General features: G+C 63.1%; 16 protein-coding genes and 1 tRNA gene. 11 read left to right on the plus strand and 6 right to left on the minus strand.

Features of this window, described 5'->3' with window-relative positions; translation table 11 throughout:
• Nucleotides 1-12 precede the first annotated feature (12 nt).
• On the minus strand, nt 13-300 hold the full coding sequence (locus ACIPV2_RS13100; protein ID WP_400841933.1) for a helix-turn-helix transcriptional regulator: 288 nt from the start codon (nt 298-300) through the stop codon (nt 13-15).
• Nucleotides 301-415: 115 nt separating this feature from the next.
• On the opposite strand from ACIPV2_RS13100, the gene ACIPV2_RS13105 reads away from it, so the two are divergent.
• The 8 genes from ACIPV2_RS13105 to ACIPV2_RS13140 all read left to right on the plus strand — a co-directional run bounded on the left by ACIPV2_RS13105 (nt 416) and on the right by ACIPV2_RS13140 (nt 5450).
• Nucleotides 416-904: a hypothetical protein gene (locus ACIPV2_RS13105; protein WP_400841935.1), complete on the plus strand. Its 489-nt coding sequence runs from the start codon at nt 416-418 to the stop codon at nt 902-904.
• A 3-nt stretch (nt 905-907) separates the two neighbouring features.
• A complete protein-coding gene (locus tag ACIPV2_RS13110; RefSeq protein ID WP_400841937.1) occupies nt 908-1426 on the plus strand; it encodes a hypothetical protein in 519 nt (172 codons plus the stop codon).
• Nucleotides 1426-1659, plus strand: a complete 234-nt coding sequence (locus ACIPV2_RS13115; protein ID WP_400841939.1) for a hypothetical protein — start codon at nt 1426-1428, stop codon at nt 1657-1659. Before ACIPV2_RS13110 ends, ACIPV2_RS13115 begins: the two co-directional genes overlap by 1 nt.
• Nucleotides 1652-1936: a hypothetical protein gene (locus tag ACIPV2_RS13120; protein WP_400841941.1), complete on the plus strand. Its 285-nt coding sequence runs from the start codon at nt 1652-1654 to the stop codon at nt 1934-1936. The genes ACIPV2_RS13115 and ACIPV2_RS13120 overlap by 8 nt, the downstream gene beginning before the upstream one ends.
• Nucleotides 1937-2523: 587 nt before the next feature.
• Nucleotides 2524-3042: a hypothetical protein gene (locus tag ACIPV2_RS13125; RefSeq protein WP_400841943.1), complete on the plus strand. Its 519-nt coding sequence runs from the start codon at nt 2524-2526 to the stop codon at nt 3040-3042.
• A complete protein-coding gene (locus tag ACIPV2_RS13130; protein ID WP_400841945.1) occupies nt 3039-3683 on the plus strand; it encodes a hypothetical protein in 645 nt (214 codons plus the stop codon). The genes ACIPV2_RS13125 and ACIPV2_RS13130 overlap by 4 nt, the downstream gene beginning before the upstream one ends.
• A complete protein-coding gene (locus ACIPV2_RS13135) occupies nt 3676-4698 on the plus strand; it encodes a hypothetical protein (protein WP_400841947.1) in 1023 nt (340 codons plus the stop codon). Before ACIPV2_RS13130 ends, ACIPV2_RS13135 begins: the two co-directional genes overlap by 8 nt.
• A 173-nt stretch (nt 4699-4871) precedes the next feature.
• Nucleotides 4872-5450, plus strand: coding sequence for a recombinase family protein (locus tag ACIPV2_RS13140; protein WP_400841949.1), 579 nt, complete (start codon nt 4872-4874; stop codon nt 5448-5450).
• 40 nt (nt 5451-5490) lie between these two features.
• Here ACIPV2_RS13140 and ACIPV2_RS13145 read toward each other — a convergent pair whose 3' ends face one another.
• The 4 genes from ACIPV2_RS13145 to ACIPV2_RS13160 all read right to left on the minus strand — a co-directional run bounded on the left by ACIPV2_RS13145 (nt 5491) and on the right by ACIPV2_RS13160 (nt 15102).
• Complete coding sequence (locus ACIPV2_RS13145) at nt 5491-7839, minus strand: AAA family ATPase (protein WP_400841951.1); 2349 nt, start codon at nt 7837-7839, stop codon at nt 5491-5493.
• Nucleotides 7840-7850: 11 nt separating this feature from the next.
• Nucleotides 7851-12656, minus strand: coding sequence for a DEAD/DEAH box helicase (locus ACIPV2_RS13150; protein WP_400841956.1), 4806 nt, complete (start codon nt 12654-12656; stop codon nt 7851-7853).
• 414 nt (nt 12657-13070) lie between these two features.
• Nucleotides 13071-14768, minus strand: a complete 1698-nt coding sequence (locus ACIPV2_RS13155; protein ID WP_400841958.1) for a recombinase family protein — start codon at nt 14766-14768, stop codon at nt 13071-13073.
• A complete protein-coding gene (locus ACIPV2_RS13160) occupies nt 14713-15102 on the minus strand; it encodes a hypothetical protein (protein ID WP_400841960.1) in 390 nt (129 codons plus the stop codon). Before ACIPV2_RS13160 ends, ACIPV2_RS13155 begins: the two co-directional genes overlap by 56 nt.
• Nucleotides 15103-15223: 121 nt before the next feature.
• Here ACIPV2_RS13160 and ACIPV2_RS13165 point away from each other — a divergent pair.
• Nucleotides 15224-15305: transfer RNA gene (locus ACIPV2_RS13165), tRNA-Leu, on the plus strand.
• A 58-nt stretch (nt 15306-15363) separates the two neighbouring features.
• The gene (locus ACIPV2_RS13170) at nt 15364-16128 is read left to right on the plus strand and encodes a DedA family protein (RefSeq protein ID WP_400841962.1); all 765 of its coding nucleotides are present in this window, start codon (nt 15364-15366) and stop codon (nt 16126-16128) included.
• 28 nt (nt 16129-16156) lie between these two features.
• On the opposite strand, the gene ACIPV2_RS13175 is transcribed toward ACIPV2_RS13170, so the two are convergent.
• Nucleotides 16157-17104, minus strand: a complete 948-nt coding sequence (locus ACIPV2_RS13175) for a Ku protein (RefSeq protein WP_400841964.1) — start codon at nt 17102-17104, stop codon at nt 16157-16159.
• Between the two features lie 67 nt (nt 17105-17171).
• On the opposite strand from ACIPV2_RS13175, the gene ACIPV2_RS13180 reads away from it, so the two are divergent.
• On the plus strand, nt 17172-19688 hold the full coding sequence (locus ACIPV2_RS13180; protein WP_400841966.1) for an ATP-dependent DNA ligase: 2517 nt from the start codon (nt 17172-17174) through the stop codon (nt 19686-19688).
• The last annotated feature ends 4 nt before the right edge of the window (nt 19689-19692 follow it).

Here is a 19692-nt window from a genome sequence, read left to right on the forward strand (position 1 = left end):
AAGAAGATTCCGTCAGTGTTGGTCCTCGGTCCCGTATAGCGGTCGGAGCAGGTCACCGAGATCGATCTGGAGTGCCGAGGCGATCCGCCACCACGTCGCCAAGGTGCCGGTGGTCGCCGCCTGCTCGCGGTCTCCCCGCGTCCGGGGCTTCCCGAGTTCCAGGCTCACCAGCGTCGCGCGCCCTACCCCTGAGTGCGCAGCCAGTTCGTCGTACGTCCACCCCCGATTCTCACGCAGACGGCGAAGGTGACGGCGGAGGGCATCGAAGTCGGGGTCATCGGCAGGAGCAAAGTCGGGCACCCCTCAACGCCATCGCGTGTCGCGCTCAGTCCTATTATGGAAAACCAGCACAACATGATGGTTAGCCATCAGTCAAGAGCTGGGGCTTGTCCCCGGCACTGCCTGTGGAGGCCCGATGCCGAAGAAGACTCTGCGCGCCAATCGTGGAATGCGAATCGCTGCGCTCGCCGCAGCGCTACTCGCAGCGACGAGCATGACCGGTTGCAGCATGTTCCCGATGTCGAAAGCAGACGCCGGAGAGCAGTACCTGTCGATCTTGTGCCCAACCAATGCCGCGTTAGACGTTTTCAACGCCGCCGTGGACAGCCAGGATCTCGAAGCGATTAAGGCCGCGGCGCAGGAACTCGCCACCGCACAGCGCGCGGCAGCCAAGCAACTCACCGATGACTCGACCAGCTGGCCCGCCGAAGTAGCCGAAGCTGACCGGCGGACGATGGCCGACCACTACTTCGCGAACATCTCTTGGCTGAACTCGGTCACAAGCGCAACGACGGTTGCAGACATCCCGATGCAGCTGCCCGGCGACGACGGGTTCGGCGAAGCCAGCCAACGCATTCGAGCGGGTCTCGATCTCTCCACCGACACCTCCGTGGGCTGCAAGTAGCCCGTGACACCGAGGCAATATCACGGCGATGACAGCTGGGGAATCATCTTCGGCGTGTTCGGCTCGCTCCTGTACGTCGTGTTCGCCCTCATCCGACTTGTGGTTGTGGTCGTCGCGACCTGTGTCCGGCGCGACGCGATTCCTGATCTGAAGTCGTACCCACCCCTCAAATCTGCAGGGGTGCCCCCACCATCCACGGGCCGCAGAAAAACTACGGCCCAGACGGGAGGTCCAATGAAGCTCACCGACGACGACCTGACGAGCCTCTTCCCTTATGGAATGTCCGTCACTCAGGAAAGTCACGTTCCCGGCGATGACCCAGAGGACGTGATCCCGCTGCGAGGGATCGTCACGCCCCACGACGAGAACCCGGACTGGTTCAACCTGTGGATCACCGACGGAGCGAACACCGTGTTCACCCGTGAAGTCGAGCCGGATGGCACGGGCGGGTACATGAATGACCGACTCGGCGTCGCTTACCGATTCTTCCCTCTCCCGGAGTCGCGGCAGGTGATCCTCTGATGAGCTGCTTCGGCGACATGCAGGAGTTCTTCGGCCCGGAATCGTCTTGGCCCGCCTTCCGCGCGGTCGCCGAGGACCACATGCTCGACTTCAGGGCGATCATGATTCCCGAGAAGGACGACGAGTGGATCGTCACCACCACAAACGGACGCTGGGCCTTCCGACGCCTACCTCAGGAGCAGCGCGACGCATTCGTCCAGCAACTGCGGAAGGACGGTCTGAGCGTTGGCTAAGTTCCTGATCCACCAAGGCCGCAACGCATACCCGTTCGGCGTCTACCGGTCAATGGACGACTACTTCTACGGTCACGACGCCCAGCACAAGATGGCATACGGTCGCGCTGTCGTCGCCAGCATGGGGAACGCCACTACGTGGGACGAATGGATCGAGCAGCTCGCATCGAAGTTTCCCGGCCCCACTGACATGTGGGACATCATCGATGCCGATGGCACGTTCGAACTCGAAGAAGTTCTCGCGGAGGCCCGCGCGAGCCTCACCTACGGCGATTGAGCACCACTTCGGTGCTGGTCGTGGACGTGCCAAGCGGGGTCGTGCCCCCTCGACGGCCGATAGCGCGGGAGTGCGCAAACTCACCGGCCGCGCATCTCGGCGTGATGTCGGTCCCTCCTGTTACATGTAGAGCAGAGAGGAGAGCTGATGATCGACTGGTCACAACTGCGAGACATGATGTGGGAGGCGCGCTGGGACGGACTTGTCGCCATTGGGCAGGCACTCTGGGCCAACGTTCTCACTCACTGGTGGTTCGGGCCGCTCCTTCTCGTGATGCTCGCGACCTTCTCGCGCAGGGCTTGGCTACGGCTAGTCCGCTACATCGGCACCACATTCCTCCGAGGCACCTAGCCCCGAGTTCGGCTGCGCGACGGTAGCAACACGCGCGCGGACTACGCCGTCTCGCCCTGGGCCGCGTCGCCGGATTCTGGGATGATCGATGGTGGGGGAAGCGCCACGGCGGCTGACGACTTCGCCGTACGAACCGTGCTTTCTCATTGTGAAGGCGTTATGTCAGAGGCAGCGGAGATGTGGTTCGATCAGCGTGGTGTGAATGGGGGTGACCTGGCGTAGTGCATGATTCGACCATGGGGGCATTGCAAGCTGTGTTGCACGACGTGCGCGACGCGTTGCAAGCCTCTAACCACTCGTTCGACTACGCCCAGGCCGCACAGGTCGCGCACGAGGTCGAAATCGTTCGCAACCCGCAAGCTCGTCCCCCCTGGGTAGTCGCATCCGAGGTAGAGGGGGGATTCGCTCCTCAATTGGGGTCTCCCGAGATCATCAAGATCGCGGAGTACGCCGCAGCCGAGGGATTTCGAGTTATGCGGTTCCAGCTCGTGGACCGCCGTCACGACCTCATCGCGCAGCCCGAGCAGGACGAGTGGTCAGAACAGCTCGTGGAAGCTTTCCAGGAACGTGGCCAGTACGGACTGCAGCTCCTCCTCCGCCGCGACTTCCCGAACGTTTTCCTTAACGGTGTCGAGTTGTACCTGCACCCCGGTATCAGGATCGAGATTCGTCGCCGGGGAGTGCTCCTAACGAACGATGAGTCGAGGCTCCGTTCGTTCCTCACATCCGCGTGGAAGGCCCTCCGTCTGTCGTGAAGGCTTTCTACGACTTCCTCCGCATCGCTATCGCGTGTTTTGGCTTCGTGCTTCTCGACCCCGCCGTGTCCTCATGGTTCTCAGCGCTCCCGGAATGGCTGCGGGGGATTATCGGAGTAGCGATATCGGCTGGCCTTACATGGGGACTCTTTCAACTCGTGAACCCCACGACGCAGATTCACTTCTCGTGGCGCGAGATCGCAGAGGGGCCGGAGGAAGAGGGGCCAACTCTGACTATCGAGGCGCGACCAGGCCAGCCGGGTCAGACATACTCGATTCTGGTTCAGCGGAATACACCCACGTACGTCGGGCGTGCCATTCTTCGTGGCTTCGTTCGCAGCAGGTTGCGCGTCGAGATAGAGGCGAGCCAGGCGGAGTTACAGATGGTGCTTCAGAGCGAGAACAATTTCGTGCAGCGTCACGGTCAGACCATTTCTGTGCAGCCGAGTAGGCCCAAGCATCCCGTCAACGATGTGCCCTTCGACCTCGATCTGAGTTGGGACGAGATCACCCGATCGGAGTTCGACGCGAAACTACGGTTCGAGGTCACTACCGACCATTTCATATCTACTTGGCTGGCGCGTCTGCTCGTTTGGGTCCACCCGTCCGTACGCAAGATTAGGAAGGTCACACGTGGCTAATTTCACCTCCGGACACTTGTCTGTCTGGGTTGCCAGCATCAAGACGAACGTCACTCTTCAGCAGCTCCAGCACGAGATGACGCAGCAGCGCCCCAGTCATGCGGCGATGCAGCCTGGGTGGAGTTCCATATACGACGACACGGCGCTACTGAACACGATCTCGCCTCCGCCGCAGCTCAGCACGCCCCAGGTGGACCCTCCAAGCGGCAACCTGTACCCGGAACGCCTCCTCGGACGTTTGTACTTCTGGGCGGCAGACCCTGGGATGCGCCGCGCACTGGGAACCGCTGCAACCCCGCAGCAGACCCACCGTCTGCGGGCCGTGGATTTCATGTTCAGCCGGGTCGATGCAGACACGCTCATGGTCGTGATCTCCACGAGGAACTGGATCGAGCAGCAGACGGTCAAGCCCGCGCTCGAATCTCTCGTGCTGGCCATTGATAATTCCGCCCTCGTGCAGATGGACAGCTCGCCGCTAGATCTCATCGACTCGGATATCTTCATGTGGCTCCTCCACCGATCCGCCGCGAACCCACAGGTGGCCACCGGTCTGAAACTCGACAAGATTCGCGAGATAACGAGCCAGGATGTGCTGTCGCGTGGAGCCAACCTGTCCCATGGCGTTGATCTAAGCCGCCGCGAGTTGCTGGCGCTGATAACCAACGACTCGATTCGGTTCGGCCCTGCAAAACTCGTCGTCATCTACGACGAGACGAACGCCTACCTCGATTTCGAACTCTTCAAGGAGGGCGGCTTCTCGGTCAATGCGAAGGGGAGCCAGTACGCAGCTGTGATGAGCCGCGCTGTCATCGGCCCGCAAGCCATGCAGGATCTCGCGTTCGGCGTTGTGCCTCTTCTACGTGAGGCGTTCACATTCGACAGGACGTGGGCGGCTTCCGACAAGGCTACGTTTCTCGACTCGTGCCTTCAAGGCTTGCGGGGGATAGACGACGACGCGGCAGAGTTGGACGCCGAGCTGACCTGCCCTCATTGCGGGGAACTGGTGCACACATAGAATCCATCCGCTCGTCGGATTGCAGTTGCCGTCTCAGCGACCTTGCCAGGCGAGACGGCGCTGAGGTCGGCCATGAGTGTCTCAAATTGAGGATTCTTCACATCAATTGATACATGTCTCAGGCGCTGAGTATCATTCACATTAGTTGATACACCCAGCTCCAGGAGGTGCCTATGGCAGAGACGGCGACCAGTTACACGTTCGGCTACCGACGAGTGTCCAGCGTCAAACAGTCGTACGAACGACAGACGAAGGTGTTGCACGACGCGGGGATACCGGAGGACCGGATCTTCGAGGACAAGATGAGCGGCAAGTACGCGAGCCGCCCCGAGTTCGACAAGCTACTGAAGCAGGTGCGTCCAGGCGACAGCGTCGTCGTCTCATCCCTCGACAGGTTCGGACGCACAACGCTACACATCCTCCAAACCATCGAGGAACTGGCATCCAGAGGAGTCGAGGTGCGTTCGCTAAAGCCCGGCGAGCAGTTCGAGGGCATCACGGGAAAGTTGATCCTCACGATCATGGCTGCCATCGCCGAGTGGGAACGCGAGAACATCAATGAGCGTGCCGCTGAAGCCCGCGCTGCACGAGACGCCAACGGGATAAAGCGAGTACGCCCGAAAACAGCGCTTACACCGGACACCGTGGACGCGATCCGGGCACTCCGAGCGGCTGGTAAGACGATCGGTTACATCGTGTCCAACCAGAAGGTGTCGAGGGCATCGGTCTATCGCGCTCTCGGCGCTGCCTAACGGTCGCCTGAGAAGACACGACTCATCGGAAACGAACGTGCTACTCCGAGTCGCTCACGGACTGGAGTGCTCCGACCAGGCTCAGATAGTCCAGTTCCACCGCCTTGCACATGTCCTTGAAGTGCTTGTGATCCGCGAGATGCATGAATTCGAGCGATGCGCAGAGTTCCTGCTCGATCGAGGGAAAGTCGAGCGCGGAGGTAGGGCACGGTTCCTCGCGGTGCGACATGCCGTGCAAGAACTTCACGATGCGGCGTGCAAGTACGGGGTCCAGATTCTCCGCCCGCTGGATCGCATCGACCTTCTGCTGGAAGTCATCAAAGGCCGGTGCCCGAAAGGAAATGAACCCTTCGAGTAGGCGTCGCGCCGCATTCCCCATCAGCGGGAGCGTCTCAGCATCACTGGTTAGGACAGAGTGTCCGACTCTGAAGAAGAGGTAGTGATACTCGCTCGGGTGCCGGATGAGACTACCGGGCATCGGGCGGAGGCCACTCGTGCGCTGACCGGTGGTGCGGTCGAGCGTGGCTACCATCTCCAGGACAGCGACGGCTGGGAAGGCAATTTCGTTCGCGTTGCCCTCTCGAATCCTCTGAGTCGAGGCCTTGCGCGCATTCCTGCGCTGACGAAGCTGCAAGCGGAAGTACTCGTAGTCATGAGTGAGAACCATGACTTGGGCGAAGTCCTTAGTGCGTTCCTCGGCGAGCGCGAAGCCAGCGAACAGCGATTCCTTATCCATGCTGGTTACGGGATCGTCGATTACGACGATGGACTTCGATGGGTCAACGCCGTCAGCGTCCAAAGTCCGCAGGAAATAGGCAAACGCGATGGCATTCCGCTCGCCTTCGCTGAGCCTGGTTGCGGGTGTGGAGTCTCGAAGCACGACGTACCCCTTGCCGTCGTCTGAGACTTCAATGCGCAGATGCTTGTGTCCGAAGTGGTTGCGAACGTCGGCATCGATTTCGATTGCCATCCGGGAGGTGTCGTCCTGTGACTGCTCTAGCCGTGTAATCGTGAGCCTGAGTGCGGCCGCTCGGCGCTCGACCGCCGCCTCAGCTCTTTCCACGCGCTTCAGACGGTCGAGTAGACGGCGATACGCGGGCCCTTCAACAGCTGAGTAGTGCTCTTCGACAGTCTTCTGTGCCAGTGCTTTGCGGTCGCCCTGCTCATCGCAGGCGTCACGATTCTCCTGGATGACCAGATCAAGCTCGACGGTATCGAAGGTTGTGAATTCATCGTGGAGTCGTTGTTCCGTTGGAAGCGGGACAAGCGGGTCAGCGAGCCGCGCCGCGATGCGCTCCATCGCGAGCTTGATCTGAGAGAGGGTTCGTTCGCTCGTCTGGAGGGCTGCGTCCTTTGCCAGCTCGTAGCGCGCGCGAAAGTCGCTGAGAAATGCGGCCGAATCCGGCAGAGCCGCGTTCCACTGAGCGATCTTGCTCGCCCTCTCGTCCAAATACTCCAACGCCTTCTGGAGTCGGGCGCGTAGGTTGTTCATTGCCTCACTGAAATGGAGGTGGTAAGACTCCAGCACTTCAGTTGTGAGCGTCCCCGCGCTGCAGAACTTGCATGTGTCCCCAGCACGGTGGACTTGAAGTCCGGCCTCCACCCAGGCCGATAGGAGACGGTCCTCGTTGAGGCGAGGAAGCACTTCCGACTCGACCGGCAGGCTAAGCAGTTCGTCATTGATCATGCGCCTTAGATCGCTGGCCAACGCGGGCCAGGGCACGAGCTTGTCGGTTGGCGACACGACGGCGGCGGATGCAGCAGCAACTTCCCGCACTAGATATTCATCCGTCAGCACCACGAGGGACGCGTCGGCGAGTAGAGTCCGTACTCTGGTGACCTGGAACGTGGTCGTGTTGTAGCGTGCTGGGTCGCTCGCGCTTAGCGCGGCGATGATGTCACCCTTGACCTGACGTTCTAGCGCGGTACGTTCGCGCTCCAGCGTTCTTCGAGTCGCGATGAGAGCATCCCCACGTCCTCGGAGCACATCCAGGTGCGCTCTCGCCGCGAAAAGCTCCGAGGTCGCCGCGACGTTCGCCGCGCCGATCTTCAGAATTGTCGGTGAACCACCGGAGCCATCAAGGAATAGGCCGAGGGAATCCTGCACATAGTGTCGGTTGTAGACGAACACACGCCATGGGAAGTTGCGTTCGTCAAGTCGAACCGACGAGTTCGCTCCATCCTTCCGTATCGCGGCAGTCACGACGGAACCATCAGCCTCACCACCGTGCGCGGCTAGCCTAAGAGCCTCCGAGAAAGTGGTCTTTCCGCTGCCGTTCCGGCCATAGATCACCGTCCGCTTGCCTAGAACACACGTTGGACTCGAGCCGGTAAATGGTTGGGTCGCCAGCGCCCTGAAAGTGGAATCGAGTGATATCGCTCGGAGCATCCCTGCGTCACCTACTCGATGATGTCCAGCGCGGGCAGTGACTTCACGATATTCACTGTCTCCACACTCACGGTCACGATCCGCGCGATCAGATCGAGGATGTATCGGGAGTCTCCCTGCTCCTCTGCCCAATCGTTAGGGTCGTTAACGATCCCAGATACCTTGTCAGTCTTGACCTGGTAACGCTCGACAATCCAGTCCAGTGCAGAGCGGGAGCCGAGCATGTACTCTTGCGCTTCCTCCGGGATACCGGAGATGGTGATGTCGGAGTTGTAGATGATCGTCGTCTTATCGGTTGTCCGCCCCTTCTTTAGGTAGCGCATCTTCTCGACTCGGTCGCTCGCGAAATCAGACCGCGACTCAACAATCGGATAAGGCTCGACTGTTTCGTAGTTGAGATGCAGATTTGCGAGCTTGCGACCAGCCTCGACGAACGCGGCAAAGTCCGCCACCTTCGGAATCCGCGGCAACGTCTTCGCAAGGTCCGCAGCGAACCGCGTCCGGTAGTCCGGGCTGTGCAGGACTCCGTAGATGTAGAAGAACACGTCGTCCTTCGTGACCGCCGCCCCAAAGGAGCGTCGGTAGTCAGCGAGAATGGCGTCGGTCAGGTTGTCCGCGCGATGCTCGTGATCGTGGTCTTCTCCCAGGCCAATGAAGAGCGAATCCTCGATGCTCGCCTCGTTGTAGGTGTACCTCGGAAAGAACTGGCCGCTGCCAGATCCCCAGAACGCCAGATCAGGGATAGAGCGCACCGCAAAAAGCGAGAAGGGATGGCCCGACCCTGGAGCAGTGAGATACATCCCCATGTTCTCCGCATCCGGTGTCGGGAACATGAGCGGAAGCCGACCCACAATGTGGTTAACCTGCCGGTCGAAGTAGACGTTGGTTCCGCTGAACGGCCGGTACTCGGCTCGAACGACCCGGGACTCGTCTACCTCTACCTTCCTCCCCGAAGCGAGTCGGTTCCTGAGACTGAGAGTCCAGCTAATCTTCTTGGGATCAGGGTCAAACACTGCAGCAGCAGCCTCCTTCGCGGATGCGCCCGGGTGATCCGCAACATAGGCCACCGCCTCGGTCACGAGACGGTTAAAGTGGCCCGCCAGGAGCCGCACGTTCCGAAGGAGAGCGGTACGTGCCTGGTTGTATACCCATGCGTCCCGACCCGTCTCCAAGCCTCGGCTGTAGCTTTCGAAGTAGGTGATGCCACCAGCGTCTTCCGCACGTTTCGACCCGATGGCCGGGAAAGAGGTGAAGTGGTCAGAACGCTGGTTGATCCAGTCGCCCGCCGCATTTGGGGTGATCTCCTCCCAGTCAACCGCCGCATAGGAACCCGCGGCCTTCACAATCTGCAGCTTCTCCTCACGGCTCAGGTAGTCTCCGATATCCCTATACTTCAGCGTTGTCGGACGGCCAGCATGTCGATTCTTGACGAAGAGGAACAGCGCGACCGTTGTCCTTGACCCCTGACCGAACACGTTGTCTTTCTCCTTGCGGCGCTGCTCGCCCGAAGTTCGAGCATTGCCACGCAGGTTGAAAACGTAGAGGCTAGAGAACTCCTTCATTAGGCGTTGACGCATCTCGGATGCTGTCGTGCCATCAATGAAGCCGCCATTCGAGACGAACGCCACAATGCCGTGGTGTCCGACTCGGTCCGACGCCCAACGGATCGCGCGAACGTAACTGTCGTATACGGCGTTGTTCCCACCTCGGCCGCGCTCAGATGAGTACGTCTCAGCTACTCGCGCGTCTAGGGTCGGATACCTGAGATTCTGATTGCTCTCATTGCCGGACTCTTGACCCTTGGAATACGGTGGGTTGCCGATAACCACACGGATGTCAAGAGCTTTCTGTGCCTCAACACGCTCGTTGTTCTCGGGGAAGATTCCGCCACCATCGAGTTCGTCGTCGTCCTCGTTCATCTGGAATGTGTCCGTCAAGACGATGCCGTTGAACGGCTCGTACTCCCCGCTGGTGAGGGCGTGGTACGTCTCCTCGATGTTGATGGCTGCGACGTAGTACGCCAGCAGGACAATCTCGTTGGCGTGTAGCTCGTACCGGTACTTGCGGGCGAGATCTTCCGGCTTGATCAGTCCTGACTGGAGCAGTCGGACGATGAAGGTGCCGGTTCCGGTGAACGGATCGAGGATGTGAACGCCTTCGTCAGATATTGACGCGCCGAACTCGGCCTTCAGCGCGTCGTCCACGGACTGGATGATGAAGTCCACGATCTCGTTAGGCGTGTAGACGATTCCGAGACGGTCGCTCGTGCCGCTGAAGGCCGTGCGGAAGAATTTCTCGTACAGTTCCTTGACGATGGTCTGCTTAGCAGCCGCGTCGGTGATCCCCTCCGCTCGGGTACGGACGGAGTCGTAGAACTTCGCGAGCCGTTTCGTCTCCTTCTCCACGTGCTGGCCTTCGAGGGCATCGATCATGCCTTGCATGACGAGGGAGACGGGGTTGTGATCCGAGAAGGAGTAGCCCTCGAAGAGCGCGTCGAAGACGGGCTTAGTGATGAGGTGCTGAGACAGCATTTCGATGGCGTCTCGCTCGGAGATGTAGGGGTTGAGGTTGTCCTGCAAGCCCTTGAGGAAGCGTTGGAACTCGACGCGGAGCGTCGCGTCTGATCCCTCCACGAGGGCAGTGATACGGGCGATATGGTCCTCAGCGATGCCTACGACATCCTTAGCCCAGGTCTCCCAATAGCGGCGCTCGCCAACGCGTTCAACGATCTTGGCGAGGATGGCTTCGCGCCACTGGTCCAGCTCGGGGAAGTCGAGCATGACCGCGCCGTGGTCGGTTCCGGTGGAGGAGGTGTCCCTCTCCTGCGAGGTGCCCTTCTTGCCGATGATCCCGACCTGGAGCTTGTCGGTCTTCTTCGTGAGGTCGATCTTGTTGACCTCAGCATCGAAGCGTTCGTCGTGCGCTCTGAGCGCCTGCAGCACCTGCCACACCACGCGGTACTTCTTGTTGTCAGAAAGAGCCGTCGCGGGGTCCACGTCGGCGGGGACACCGATCGGAAGGATCACGTAACCGTACTTCTTGCCTTCGAGCTTCCGCATGACGCGACCGACCGACTGGACCACGTCCACAACGGAGTCGCGAGGGTTCAGGAACATCACGGCATCGAGCGCAGGGACATCGACGCCCTCGGAGAGGCAGCGGGCGTTCGTCAGCAGGCGAGCGTTTCCCTCGCCGGGGTCTTCCTTCAGCCAGTCGAGCTTCTCGTTGCGCAGCAGCACGTTGTAGGTGCCATCGACGTGCTCGGCCTCGACAGTGACGAGGTTCTGAGAATCTTCTTCCCCGGAGTCGATCAGCTCGATTTCGCGGGAGACGACGTGCTCGAAGAGCTGCGAAATCTTCTTTGACTCCGCGATGTTCCGAGCGAACGCGACGGCGCGCTTCATCGGCTCCGGGTCCAGCTTGAACTCGTCCTGCGTGAGCGCGCGCTTGGAGAGGCCGTTCCAGCAGCCGACGATCTTGGCGGCGTCATCGAGGGTCAGCTCATTGTCCTCATCGGCGAGGAGACGCTGGAATCGCTTGGAGACGTAGCTCTCGTCTACGGCGAGCACGAGGACCTTGTAGTCGGTCAGTCTGCCGATGTTGACGGCCTCGCCGAACCCGAGCCGGTGGAACTCTTCCCCGTAGAACTCGGTGTTGTTCATGTCTGTCAGGACGGCTCCGGCTTCCTCGGCCTTGCTGCGGGACGAGTCGGCGTAGATCTTCGGCGTCGCGGTCATGTACAGGCGCTTCTTGCCGTGGATGTAGTCCTGGTCGTGGACGCGAACGAAGGCGGATTCTTCTTCACCAGCGAGAGTCACACCAGTGGTCCGGTGCGCCTCGTCGCACACGATGAGATCGAACTCGGGCAGCCCGAGCTTCTGCGCCTGCGCGACGACATCAATGCTCTGGTACGTGGAGAACACCACCGTCACCGTCTCGGGATCATCGGGGTGAACCTTGTACTTCGCGATAAGCCGCTCGGGGTTCGTGGTCGCCGGGTAGGCGAGATCCACCACCGGGGTATCTTCCTCGTTCTTGCGTTTCCCGACCGACACGTCGGAGCACACCGCGAACGACCGCAGCGGGCGCGACGCCTCGATCGTCCACTCTTTCAGCAGCTGCGAGAGCAACGCGATGGAGGGCACGAGGACCAGAACCGTGCCACCGGCAGGGACGAGCCGTTCCATGATGTTCAGGCTCGTATAGCTCTTCCCTGTTCCGCAGGCCATGATCAGCTTCCCGCGATTCGCCGTTCCGAATCTGTTGATCACATTGGTGATCGCCTTCTCCTGGTGAGGGAAAGGCTTCTTCTGCGGCTTCTTCGTCAGCTCGCCAGGACGCTGCAGAGAGAACTGCGACCAGTTGATGGATGAGTCGTCCAGGTCCTGCACGCGGAGGCGCGAGACGGGTGGATTCTGATTCTCGACCGCGTCTTCGGCGTTCCTGCCCCAGTTGTCTGAGGTCGAGACAACCATCCGTGCCGAGAACTCGGGAGCACCGTCATAGTTCTTGCTGGAGGCCGCAAGGAACGAGTCCAGCATCGGTTTCGTCACCTGGGTCGTCGGGGCGAAGAACTTCGCCTGAATGGCCGTGTGCGCCCCTGTGGCGCGCTCACGAGCCACCAGGTCGATCCCCGTGTCTGTGCGTCCGTCGCGACGCGGGTATTCGGCCCACAGCCACACTTCGTCGTACAGCTCGTAGTACTGCGGCTCGGTCTTCAGGTAGGCCTGCATCAACTTCTCGAAACGAGCACCCTTGTCGCGCTCGTCGTACGCAATTGAGCGCAGCTCATCGAGGACATCGTGAATAGTAGGCACGCAGGCGCTCCCTTGAAAGTTGACCACTTTCAACCTATCGGCGCTCTGAGCGGGATCGACGGAGCAAGACACGCGCGCCATGCACCGGACCGTGGGTCCAGGCTGGGGCAGGAACTGGCGGTCATTAGGCTCGTGCCATGGACTCCGACGACGAGTTGCCGCCACTCGATCCGGCGTACGCCAACGTTCCAGTAGATGCCGGAGCGCTCGACCGGCTCGATGGACCTCGGTGCGAGGCGTGCGGCTCACTGGAGCGCATGCGGCCTTCCGAGGGCATCAAAGGCCACTACTGGACATGCAGCGCGTGCGAGGCCGTGCGGCTCGCTTAGCGGCACTATGCGACCTCCAACCGACCGGTGACGTACGGGGACAGAACCGATTTCCCAAGATCCATCGTGACGGTGTTGTGAGGTGTCACGGCGCGTCTTGTACCTCGTGAACGTTGAGACTCGTCACGACCTTGTGAATGATGCGCCAACGGCGCGCACCGTACACCTTGGGTCCAAGCGGGAGCACTGTTATATCCAGCAGGGCGCGAACCAACTCGCGGCGTTGCTCAATCGGGAGCGCATCGAACGTCCGCCCCAGCTCTGCCCTGTATTCCGCGAACGCCGCGACATCTACGCGTCCCGCTCGGCGGACGCCGTGCCGGATGTCCGTCAGCATGGCCCCCTGGGCCTCGCTGGCCGCAGCCGTCCCGAGTTCCTGCAGCAACTTCGCCTTGCGCGCCTCTTGGCGTTTCAGGTTCGGCCCCACACTCGCGTACTTCGCTCCGTCCTCCAGCGCTAGGCCAATCTCTCGGATAGCCGCCTCTACGCGCTCTAGCTCGGCATAGACGGCGTTCGTCAGGTCGGGCGTGAACTGAGGGAACAGGTTCTCAGGGCCGAACGCGAACGCCGCCACAGCGGCCTCTCTCACCGCCCAATCCAGACCGCGCGAGATCCGAGGCTTTCCCGTAGCGGGGTCTTTCGTCGTCAGTTCGTGATCGGTGATTCGGGCGCTGACGTGCCGCTTGCCGGGGTCCGCCACGAACGCGAGCTTGGACACGCACCGATAGATCGGGATGCGCTCGTCGTGCTCGTCTCTCTTGCCTTGGATAGTGCTGGAGCGGAGCACATCGCCGCAGACGCCGCACTTGACGATGCCTGAGGCCAGATACGCCGACTTGCGCCCTGGAGCCGTGCGACGGGCGGCGCTCGTCAGCAGGGCGCGGGCCTCCAAGTAGACGGCCTCAGGCACGAGCGCTTCCCACTGGCCTCGGATGGGCTGGCCGTCGTCGTCGGCGCTCGTGAGCCACCCGCCCGCGCCGTCAGTTACGTATCCCGCGTTGGATGGGCGCAGCAGCGCAGCCCGCACGCTCGCGTAACTCCAGGCCTTGGCGCGCCGCACGGGCGTCAGAGCGGGGTCGCTGTTCCATCGCTGGATGATCGAGTAGAGCGATGCCGCCGTGCCGTTCTGGCGCTTCACGTAGTTGTCATCCAAGTTCAGTAGGTCACGATAGGCCCGCTGGATGGCGGCGCGCTCGACCGGCTCCGCGAGCATCGACCGCTCGGGCTTCCCTTTCTCCCACTGCCAGCCGAACGTCTTGGTCGTAGCGCGCAGCGTGCCCTTGGCCCTCATGCCTTCGTAGACGTTCCGCAGCGTCTCAGACTTCAGTGCGCTCTGGTACTCAGCGACGCTCTGCATCATCTGGAGGCTCAGCTTGCCGCCCGACTCGCCGGGGTCGATGATGCCGCCCGTCAGCAGATGGAACCGGACGCCCGCCTTCGTGGCCGCGATGCGGATTGCCGAGTTGTCCACGTCGTTGCGCCCGAGCCGGTCAACGGCCCGGCAGATGACGACATCGACGTGACCGCCAACGATGAGCCGCATGAGCTTGTCGAACCCGGCTCGCTCCGCTCCCTTGAACCCGGATACGCCGTCGTCAACGAGCGGTTCACACACGAGTTCGTATCCCGCGTGGTCGGCCAGCGCGAGGCCGGGAGTCACCTGGGACTCTATGGAGATCGACGCCTCGCGCGCCTGTTCTTCCTTGGTTCGCTTGCCCTTGCCGAAGTCATCGACTGAGACGCGGGCAGCTACGACGGCTCGGGGTCGCTGGGATGGCTTCACGTAAGGTTCTACGCCGCTCTGGGCTGTCTGAACAGGGGTCATTGCCAAATAGTGAAACACCGTCAGGGCCGTTGAGCCAGATCTCCTCGATCTCCGGGTCGTCGAGAAGCGGCTGCAGGGCGCCGAAACCCGAGACGGATGCCAGCACATCCCGCACGAGCGCCTGCTCGTCATCGATCATCGCCTCGCCGCGCTGCAGCGCCAGGTCGTTGTGCCTGCGCACCTCCAGCTGTGCGATCCGACGGGCCTCGTCAGGCCGGGCCGAGGGATCGGTGTTCTCCAGGCGCAGGCGCCGACGGACCCTCTCGGCGACGGCGACGGACGGATGACTCACGCGGGCATCCTGACAGAGATCGGCCATCCGGCGCGGAAGTTATCCACAGTGGACCAGTCCACGTTCCTATGGGCAGATCTACGGAAAACCCGACGGACCCGATCGCTAGACTCAGGAGCGCGCGGAAGTGGTGGAATCGGTAGACACGCAGGATTTAGGTTCCTGTGCCCCCGGGCGTGTGGGTTCAAGTCCCATCTTCCGCACAGCATCCCCCAAGCACTCCGCCGATATCGAACGACGGGAACTCACTTGCTTCACACCATGCTTCAGGCTCCGATGTCGCTGATCCCGTGGCTCGACCCGGCGAACATCATCGAGGGCGCGGGCGCCTGGGCGCTCGCGGTGGTCTGCTTCATCGTCTTCGCCGAGACGGGTCTGCTGGTGGGCTTCCTGCTTCCCGGTGACACGCTGCTCGTCATCTCGGGTCTGCTCACGCACACCAGCGACATCTTCGGCCTGAACATCTGGGTGGTCTCGCTGCTCATCGCCCTCGCCGCCTTCGTGGGCGGCGAGGTGGGCTACCTCATCGGGCACAAGGGCGGCCCGGCCGTGTTCGAGCGCAAGGAGTCGGGTCTGTTCAGCGTGAAGAACGTCGAGCGCACCAATGCGTTCTTCGACCGCTTCGGCGGCATCACGATCATCCTCGCCCGCTTCGTGCCGATCGTGCGCACCTTCGCCCCGGTCGCCGCGGGCGTGGGCCACATGCCGTGGAAGCGGTACTCGCTGTTCAACCTGATCGGCGCGCTGCTGTGGGGCTTCGGCCTGACGATGATGGGCTACGTGATCGCATACATCCCCTGGATCCGCGACCTCGTCGTCGACTACATCGACATCATCCTGCTGCTCGCCGTGGGCGGCACCGGGGTCGTGACGCTCTGGCACTACCTCGTCGAGCGGCACAAGGCGAAGAAGGCCGCCGCCCGCGGTGAGGACGTCGACACGGATGCTGCCGAGGCGAACGCGCTGAAACTGGACTCCGAGGTCTTCGACCGCGCACCCGACCTCGACGGCGACGGCAAGCACTGAGTCTGCGCGCCGGCTGAGGATCCCGCCGTCAGCCCGCCCTCTTCTTCGGAGCCGCCTTCTTCGCGGCTGCCTTCTTCGTCGCCGATGACTTCTTCTTCGACGCGGGCTTCTCGTCGTCCGCGTCCTCGTCCTCGGTCGCGTCCTCGGCGTCCTCCGCATCCGCCGCCGCCACCTTGCCGCCCTTCCTGGCCGCCTTGGTGCGCTCGACGCTGGCGCGCAGCGCCTCCATCAGGTCGATGACCTCGCCGCCCTTCTCGGGCTTGCCCTCGTCGCCGAAGGTCTCCGCGGCGTCGAAGCCCTCCCCCGCCTCGATCTTCGCGTCGATGAGGGTGCGCAGCTCCTTCTGGTACTCGTCGACGAACTCCTCCGGGTCGAAGTCGCTCGAATAGCTCTCGACGAGAGCCGCCGACATCTCGAGCTCCTTCTTGCTGATCCTCACGTCCTCGTCCAGCGCGGGGAACGCAGCCTCGCGCACCTCATCCGACCACAGCAGCGTCTGCAGCACGAGCACGTCGCCGCGCACGCGCAGAGCGGCGAGCCGGGTCTTCTGCCGCAGCGTGAAGCGCACGATCGCAGTGCGGTCGGTCTGCTCGAGGGTCTTGCGCAGCAGCACGTAGGCCTTCGGCGACTTCGAGTCGGGCTCGAGGTAGTACGCCTTGTCGAGCGTCAGCAGGTCGACCTGCTCGCTGGGCACGAACTCGACGACGTCGATCTCGCGGCTCTTCTCGGCCGGAAGGGAGGCCAGGTCGTCTTTGGTGAGCACGATCGTCTGCCCGTCCTCGACATACGCACGGTCGATGTCGGCGTACTCGACCGGCTGACCGTCGATCTCGCAGACGCGCTGGTAGCGGATGCGCCCGCCGTCCTCGTGGTGCACCTGATGCAGCGGCACGTCGTGATCCTCGGTCGCGGAGTACACCTTCACCGGGACGTTCACGAGTCCGAACGTCAGGGCGCCCTTCCAGATGCTTCTCATGCCCATAGTGAACACCAGGCCGCCCTGCTGCCGCGAGGGGCTTGCGGATGCCCAGTAGCCTGGCCCCATGGCATCCGGCGAGCAGGTCGTTCAGATCGACGGCCGTCGCCTGCGCATCACCAACCTCGACAAGGTGGTCTACCCGGAGACGGGCACGACCAAGGGCGAGGTGATCGCGTACTACTCGCAGATCGCGCCGCTCATGCTGCCGCACATGCGCGGCCGCCCCGTCACGCGCAAGCGGTGGGTAGACGGCGTCGGCACGGCGGATGCGCCGGGCGAGAGCTTCTTCACCAAGCAGCTCGAGCGCGGCGCCCCCGACTGGATCAGGCGGATGCCGATCGAGCACTCCGACGGGCCGAAGGAGTACCCGCTCGCCGATGACGTCGCCTCGCTGGTGTGGTTCGCGCAGATCGCGGCCCTCGAGCTGCACGTCCCGCAGTGGCGCTTCGCCCACTCGGGCGGACGCGGGATGCCCGACCGCCTCGTGCTCGACCTCGACCCCGGTCCGGGCGCGGACCTCGCGCAGTGCGCGGAGATCGCGCGGATCGCCCGCGGCATCCTGGGCGGGATGGGCCTCGAGCCGATGCCGGTCACGAGCGGCAGCAAGGGCATCCACCTCTACGCCCGCCTGCCCACCAGCGACGACGGCACGGGCCTGCAGTCGAGCGACGACGTCTCGGCGGTCGCGAAGGAGCTCGCCAGGCTGATCGAGGCCGACCACCCCGACCTCGCCACCCACGTCATGGCGAAGTCGCAGCGCGGCGGCAAGGTGTTCATCGACTGGAGTCAGAACAGCGCCTCGAAGACCACCATCGCCCCGTACTCGCTGCGCGGTCGCGCGCGCCCCTGGGTGGCGACTCCGCGCACCTGGGACGAACTCGACGACCCGGATCTGCGGCACCTCGAACTTCACGAGGTTCTGGAGCGGATGGAGGCCGGCGTCGATCCGCTCGCGGCTCTCGCACCGGCCAGCACCGCGCTCACCTCGTACCTGGCCAAACGCGACGCGAAGAAGACGCCGGAGCCCATGCCCAGCACGGCATATGCCGGCGCGGGCGGCGCGCCGCGCTTCGTGATCCAGGAGCATCACGCCAGCCGACTGCACTACGACCTGCGGATCGAACGCGACGGCGTGCTCATCAGCTGGGCCGTGCCGAAGGGCGTGCCCGAGACCGCTGATCGCAACCATCTCGCGGTGATGACCGAGCCGCACCCGCTCGAGTACCTCACCTTCGAGGGTGAGATCCCGACCGGCGAGTACGGTGCGGGTTCCATGACGGTGTGGGACACCGGCACGGTCTCCCTGGAGAAGTGGCGCGACAGCGAGGTGATCGGCACGTTCACCGGGCAGACCGGCGGCAGGCTCGGCTCGGCACGACTCGCGCTGATCCGCATGAACGGCGAGGGCGAGAAGTCGCAGTGGCTGCTGCACCGGATGAAGGATGCGGAGTCGCATCCTGACGCCGGTCACCGCTCCCCTCCTCGCCCCGAGAACCCGTCTCGCTCCGAGAAGCCGTCTCGCTCCGAGAAGCCGTCCCGCCCCGAGAAGCCGTCTCGCCCCGCACAGGACAAGAGCGCGGGAGCCGCCCCGCTCCCATCGTTCATCCCGCCGATGCTGTCCGAGTCCGGCACGCCGGGGCTCGCTCGTTCGCTCAGCGATCCGTCCTGGGCGGAGATCAAGTGGGACGGCATCCGCGCGGTCGGCACCTGGCAGCGCGGCGATGACGGGGTCGGCCGGTTCAGCCTGCGCGCCCGCAGCGGCACCGACATCACCGCACGCTATCCCGAGCTCACTGCCGACGGCGCCCCGCACCTGCCGGCCACCGACGCGGTGGTCGACGGCGAGATCGTCGCCTTCGACAGCGACGGCCGTCCGAGCTTCGCACGGCTGCAGAACCGGATGCACCTCACCAAAGGCCGCGAGATCGAGCGGGAGGTCGTGCGCACGCCGATCGTCTACATGCTCTTCGATCTGCTGCGCCTCGACGGATACGACGTCACCGGCATGCCGCTGCGTCAACGGCGCGAGCTGCTCGAGCAGCTCGCCGCCGACGTGGACGCGCCGGTGCAGGTGCCACCGGTGTTCGACAACCTCGAGGCGGCGATCGACGCGAGCCGGGAGTTCGGCCTGGAGGGCGTGGTCGCCAAAGACCCGGAGTCCCGGTACCGGCCGGGCCGCCGGTCGGGGTCGTGGCTGAAGCTCAAGCAGACGCACGCGCAGGAGGTCGTCATCGTCGGCATCCGCCCCGGTCAGGGCGCCCGTCGCAGCGGCATCGGCTCGCTGCTGCTCGCTGTCCCCTCACCGGAGTCGGAAGGCGGGCTGCGCTACGTCGGCCGGGTCGGTACCGGATTCACCGACCGGATGCTGCGCGACCTCTCCTCGCAGCTCGAGCCGCTGCGTGTGAAGAAGGCCGCACTGCAGGTCCCCGCCCCCGATTTCTCCGACGCGCTGTGGGTGCGGCCGGAGCTGGTCGGCGAGGTCGAGTTCGCGAACTGGTCGCCGGGCGGCATCCTGCGTCACTCCCGGTGGCGGGGGCTGCGGCCGGACAAGTCTCCTGACGAGGTGCGTCTCGAGAGCTGACCGC

Source organism: Microbacterium sp. NPDC089987 (genome assembly GCF_044748505.1).
Taxonomy (GTDB): domain Bacteria; phylum Actinomycetota; class Actinomycetes; order Actinomycetales; family Microbacteriaceae; genus Microbacterium.

Excerpts from the sequence above, each read along its gene's own strand:
- ACIPV2_RS13180 (WP_400841966.1), top strand. The coding sequence starts at position 17,172 with ATGGCATCCGGCGAGCAGGTCGTTCAGATCGACGGCCGTCGCCTGCGC.
- ACIPV2_RS13105 (WP_400841935.1), top strand. The coding sequence starts at position 416 with ATGCCGAAGAAGACTCTGCGCGCCAATCGTGGAATGCGAATCGCTGCG.
- ACIPV2_RS13115 (WP_400841939.1), top strand. The coding sequence starts at position 1,426 with ATGAGCTGCTTCGGCGACATGCAGGAGTTCTTCGGCCCGGAATCGTCT.
- ACIPV2_RS13175 (WP_400841964.1), bottom strand. The coding sequence starts at position 17,104 with ATGAGAAGCATCTGGAAGGGCGCCCTGACGTTCGGACTCGTGAACGTC.
- ACIPV2_RS13170 (WP_400841962.1), top strand. The coding sequence starts at position 15,364 with ATGCTTCAGGCTCCGATGTCGCTGATCCCGTGGCTCGACCCGGCGAAC.
- ACIPV2_RS13125 (WP_400841943.1), top strand. The coding sequence starts at position 2,524 with ATGGGGGCATTGCAAGCTGTGTTGCACGACGTGCGCGACGCGTTGCAA.
- ACIPV2_RS13145 (WP_400841951.1), bottom strand. The coding sequence starts at position 7,839 with ATGCTCCGAGCGATATCACTCGATTCCACTTTCAGGGCGCTGGCGACC.
- ACIPV2_RS13140 (WP_400841949.1), top strand. The coding sequence starts at position 4,872 with ATGGCAGAGACGGCGACCAGTTACACGTTCGGCTACCGACGAGTGTCC.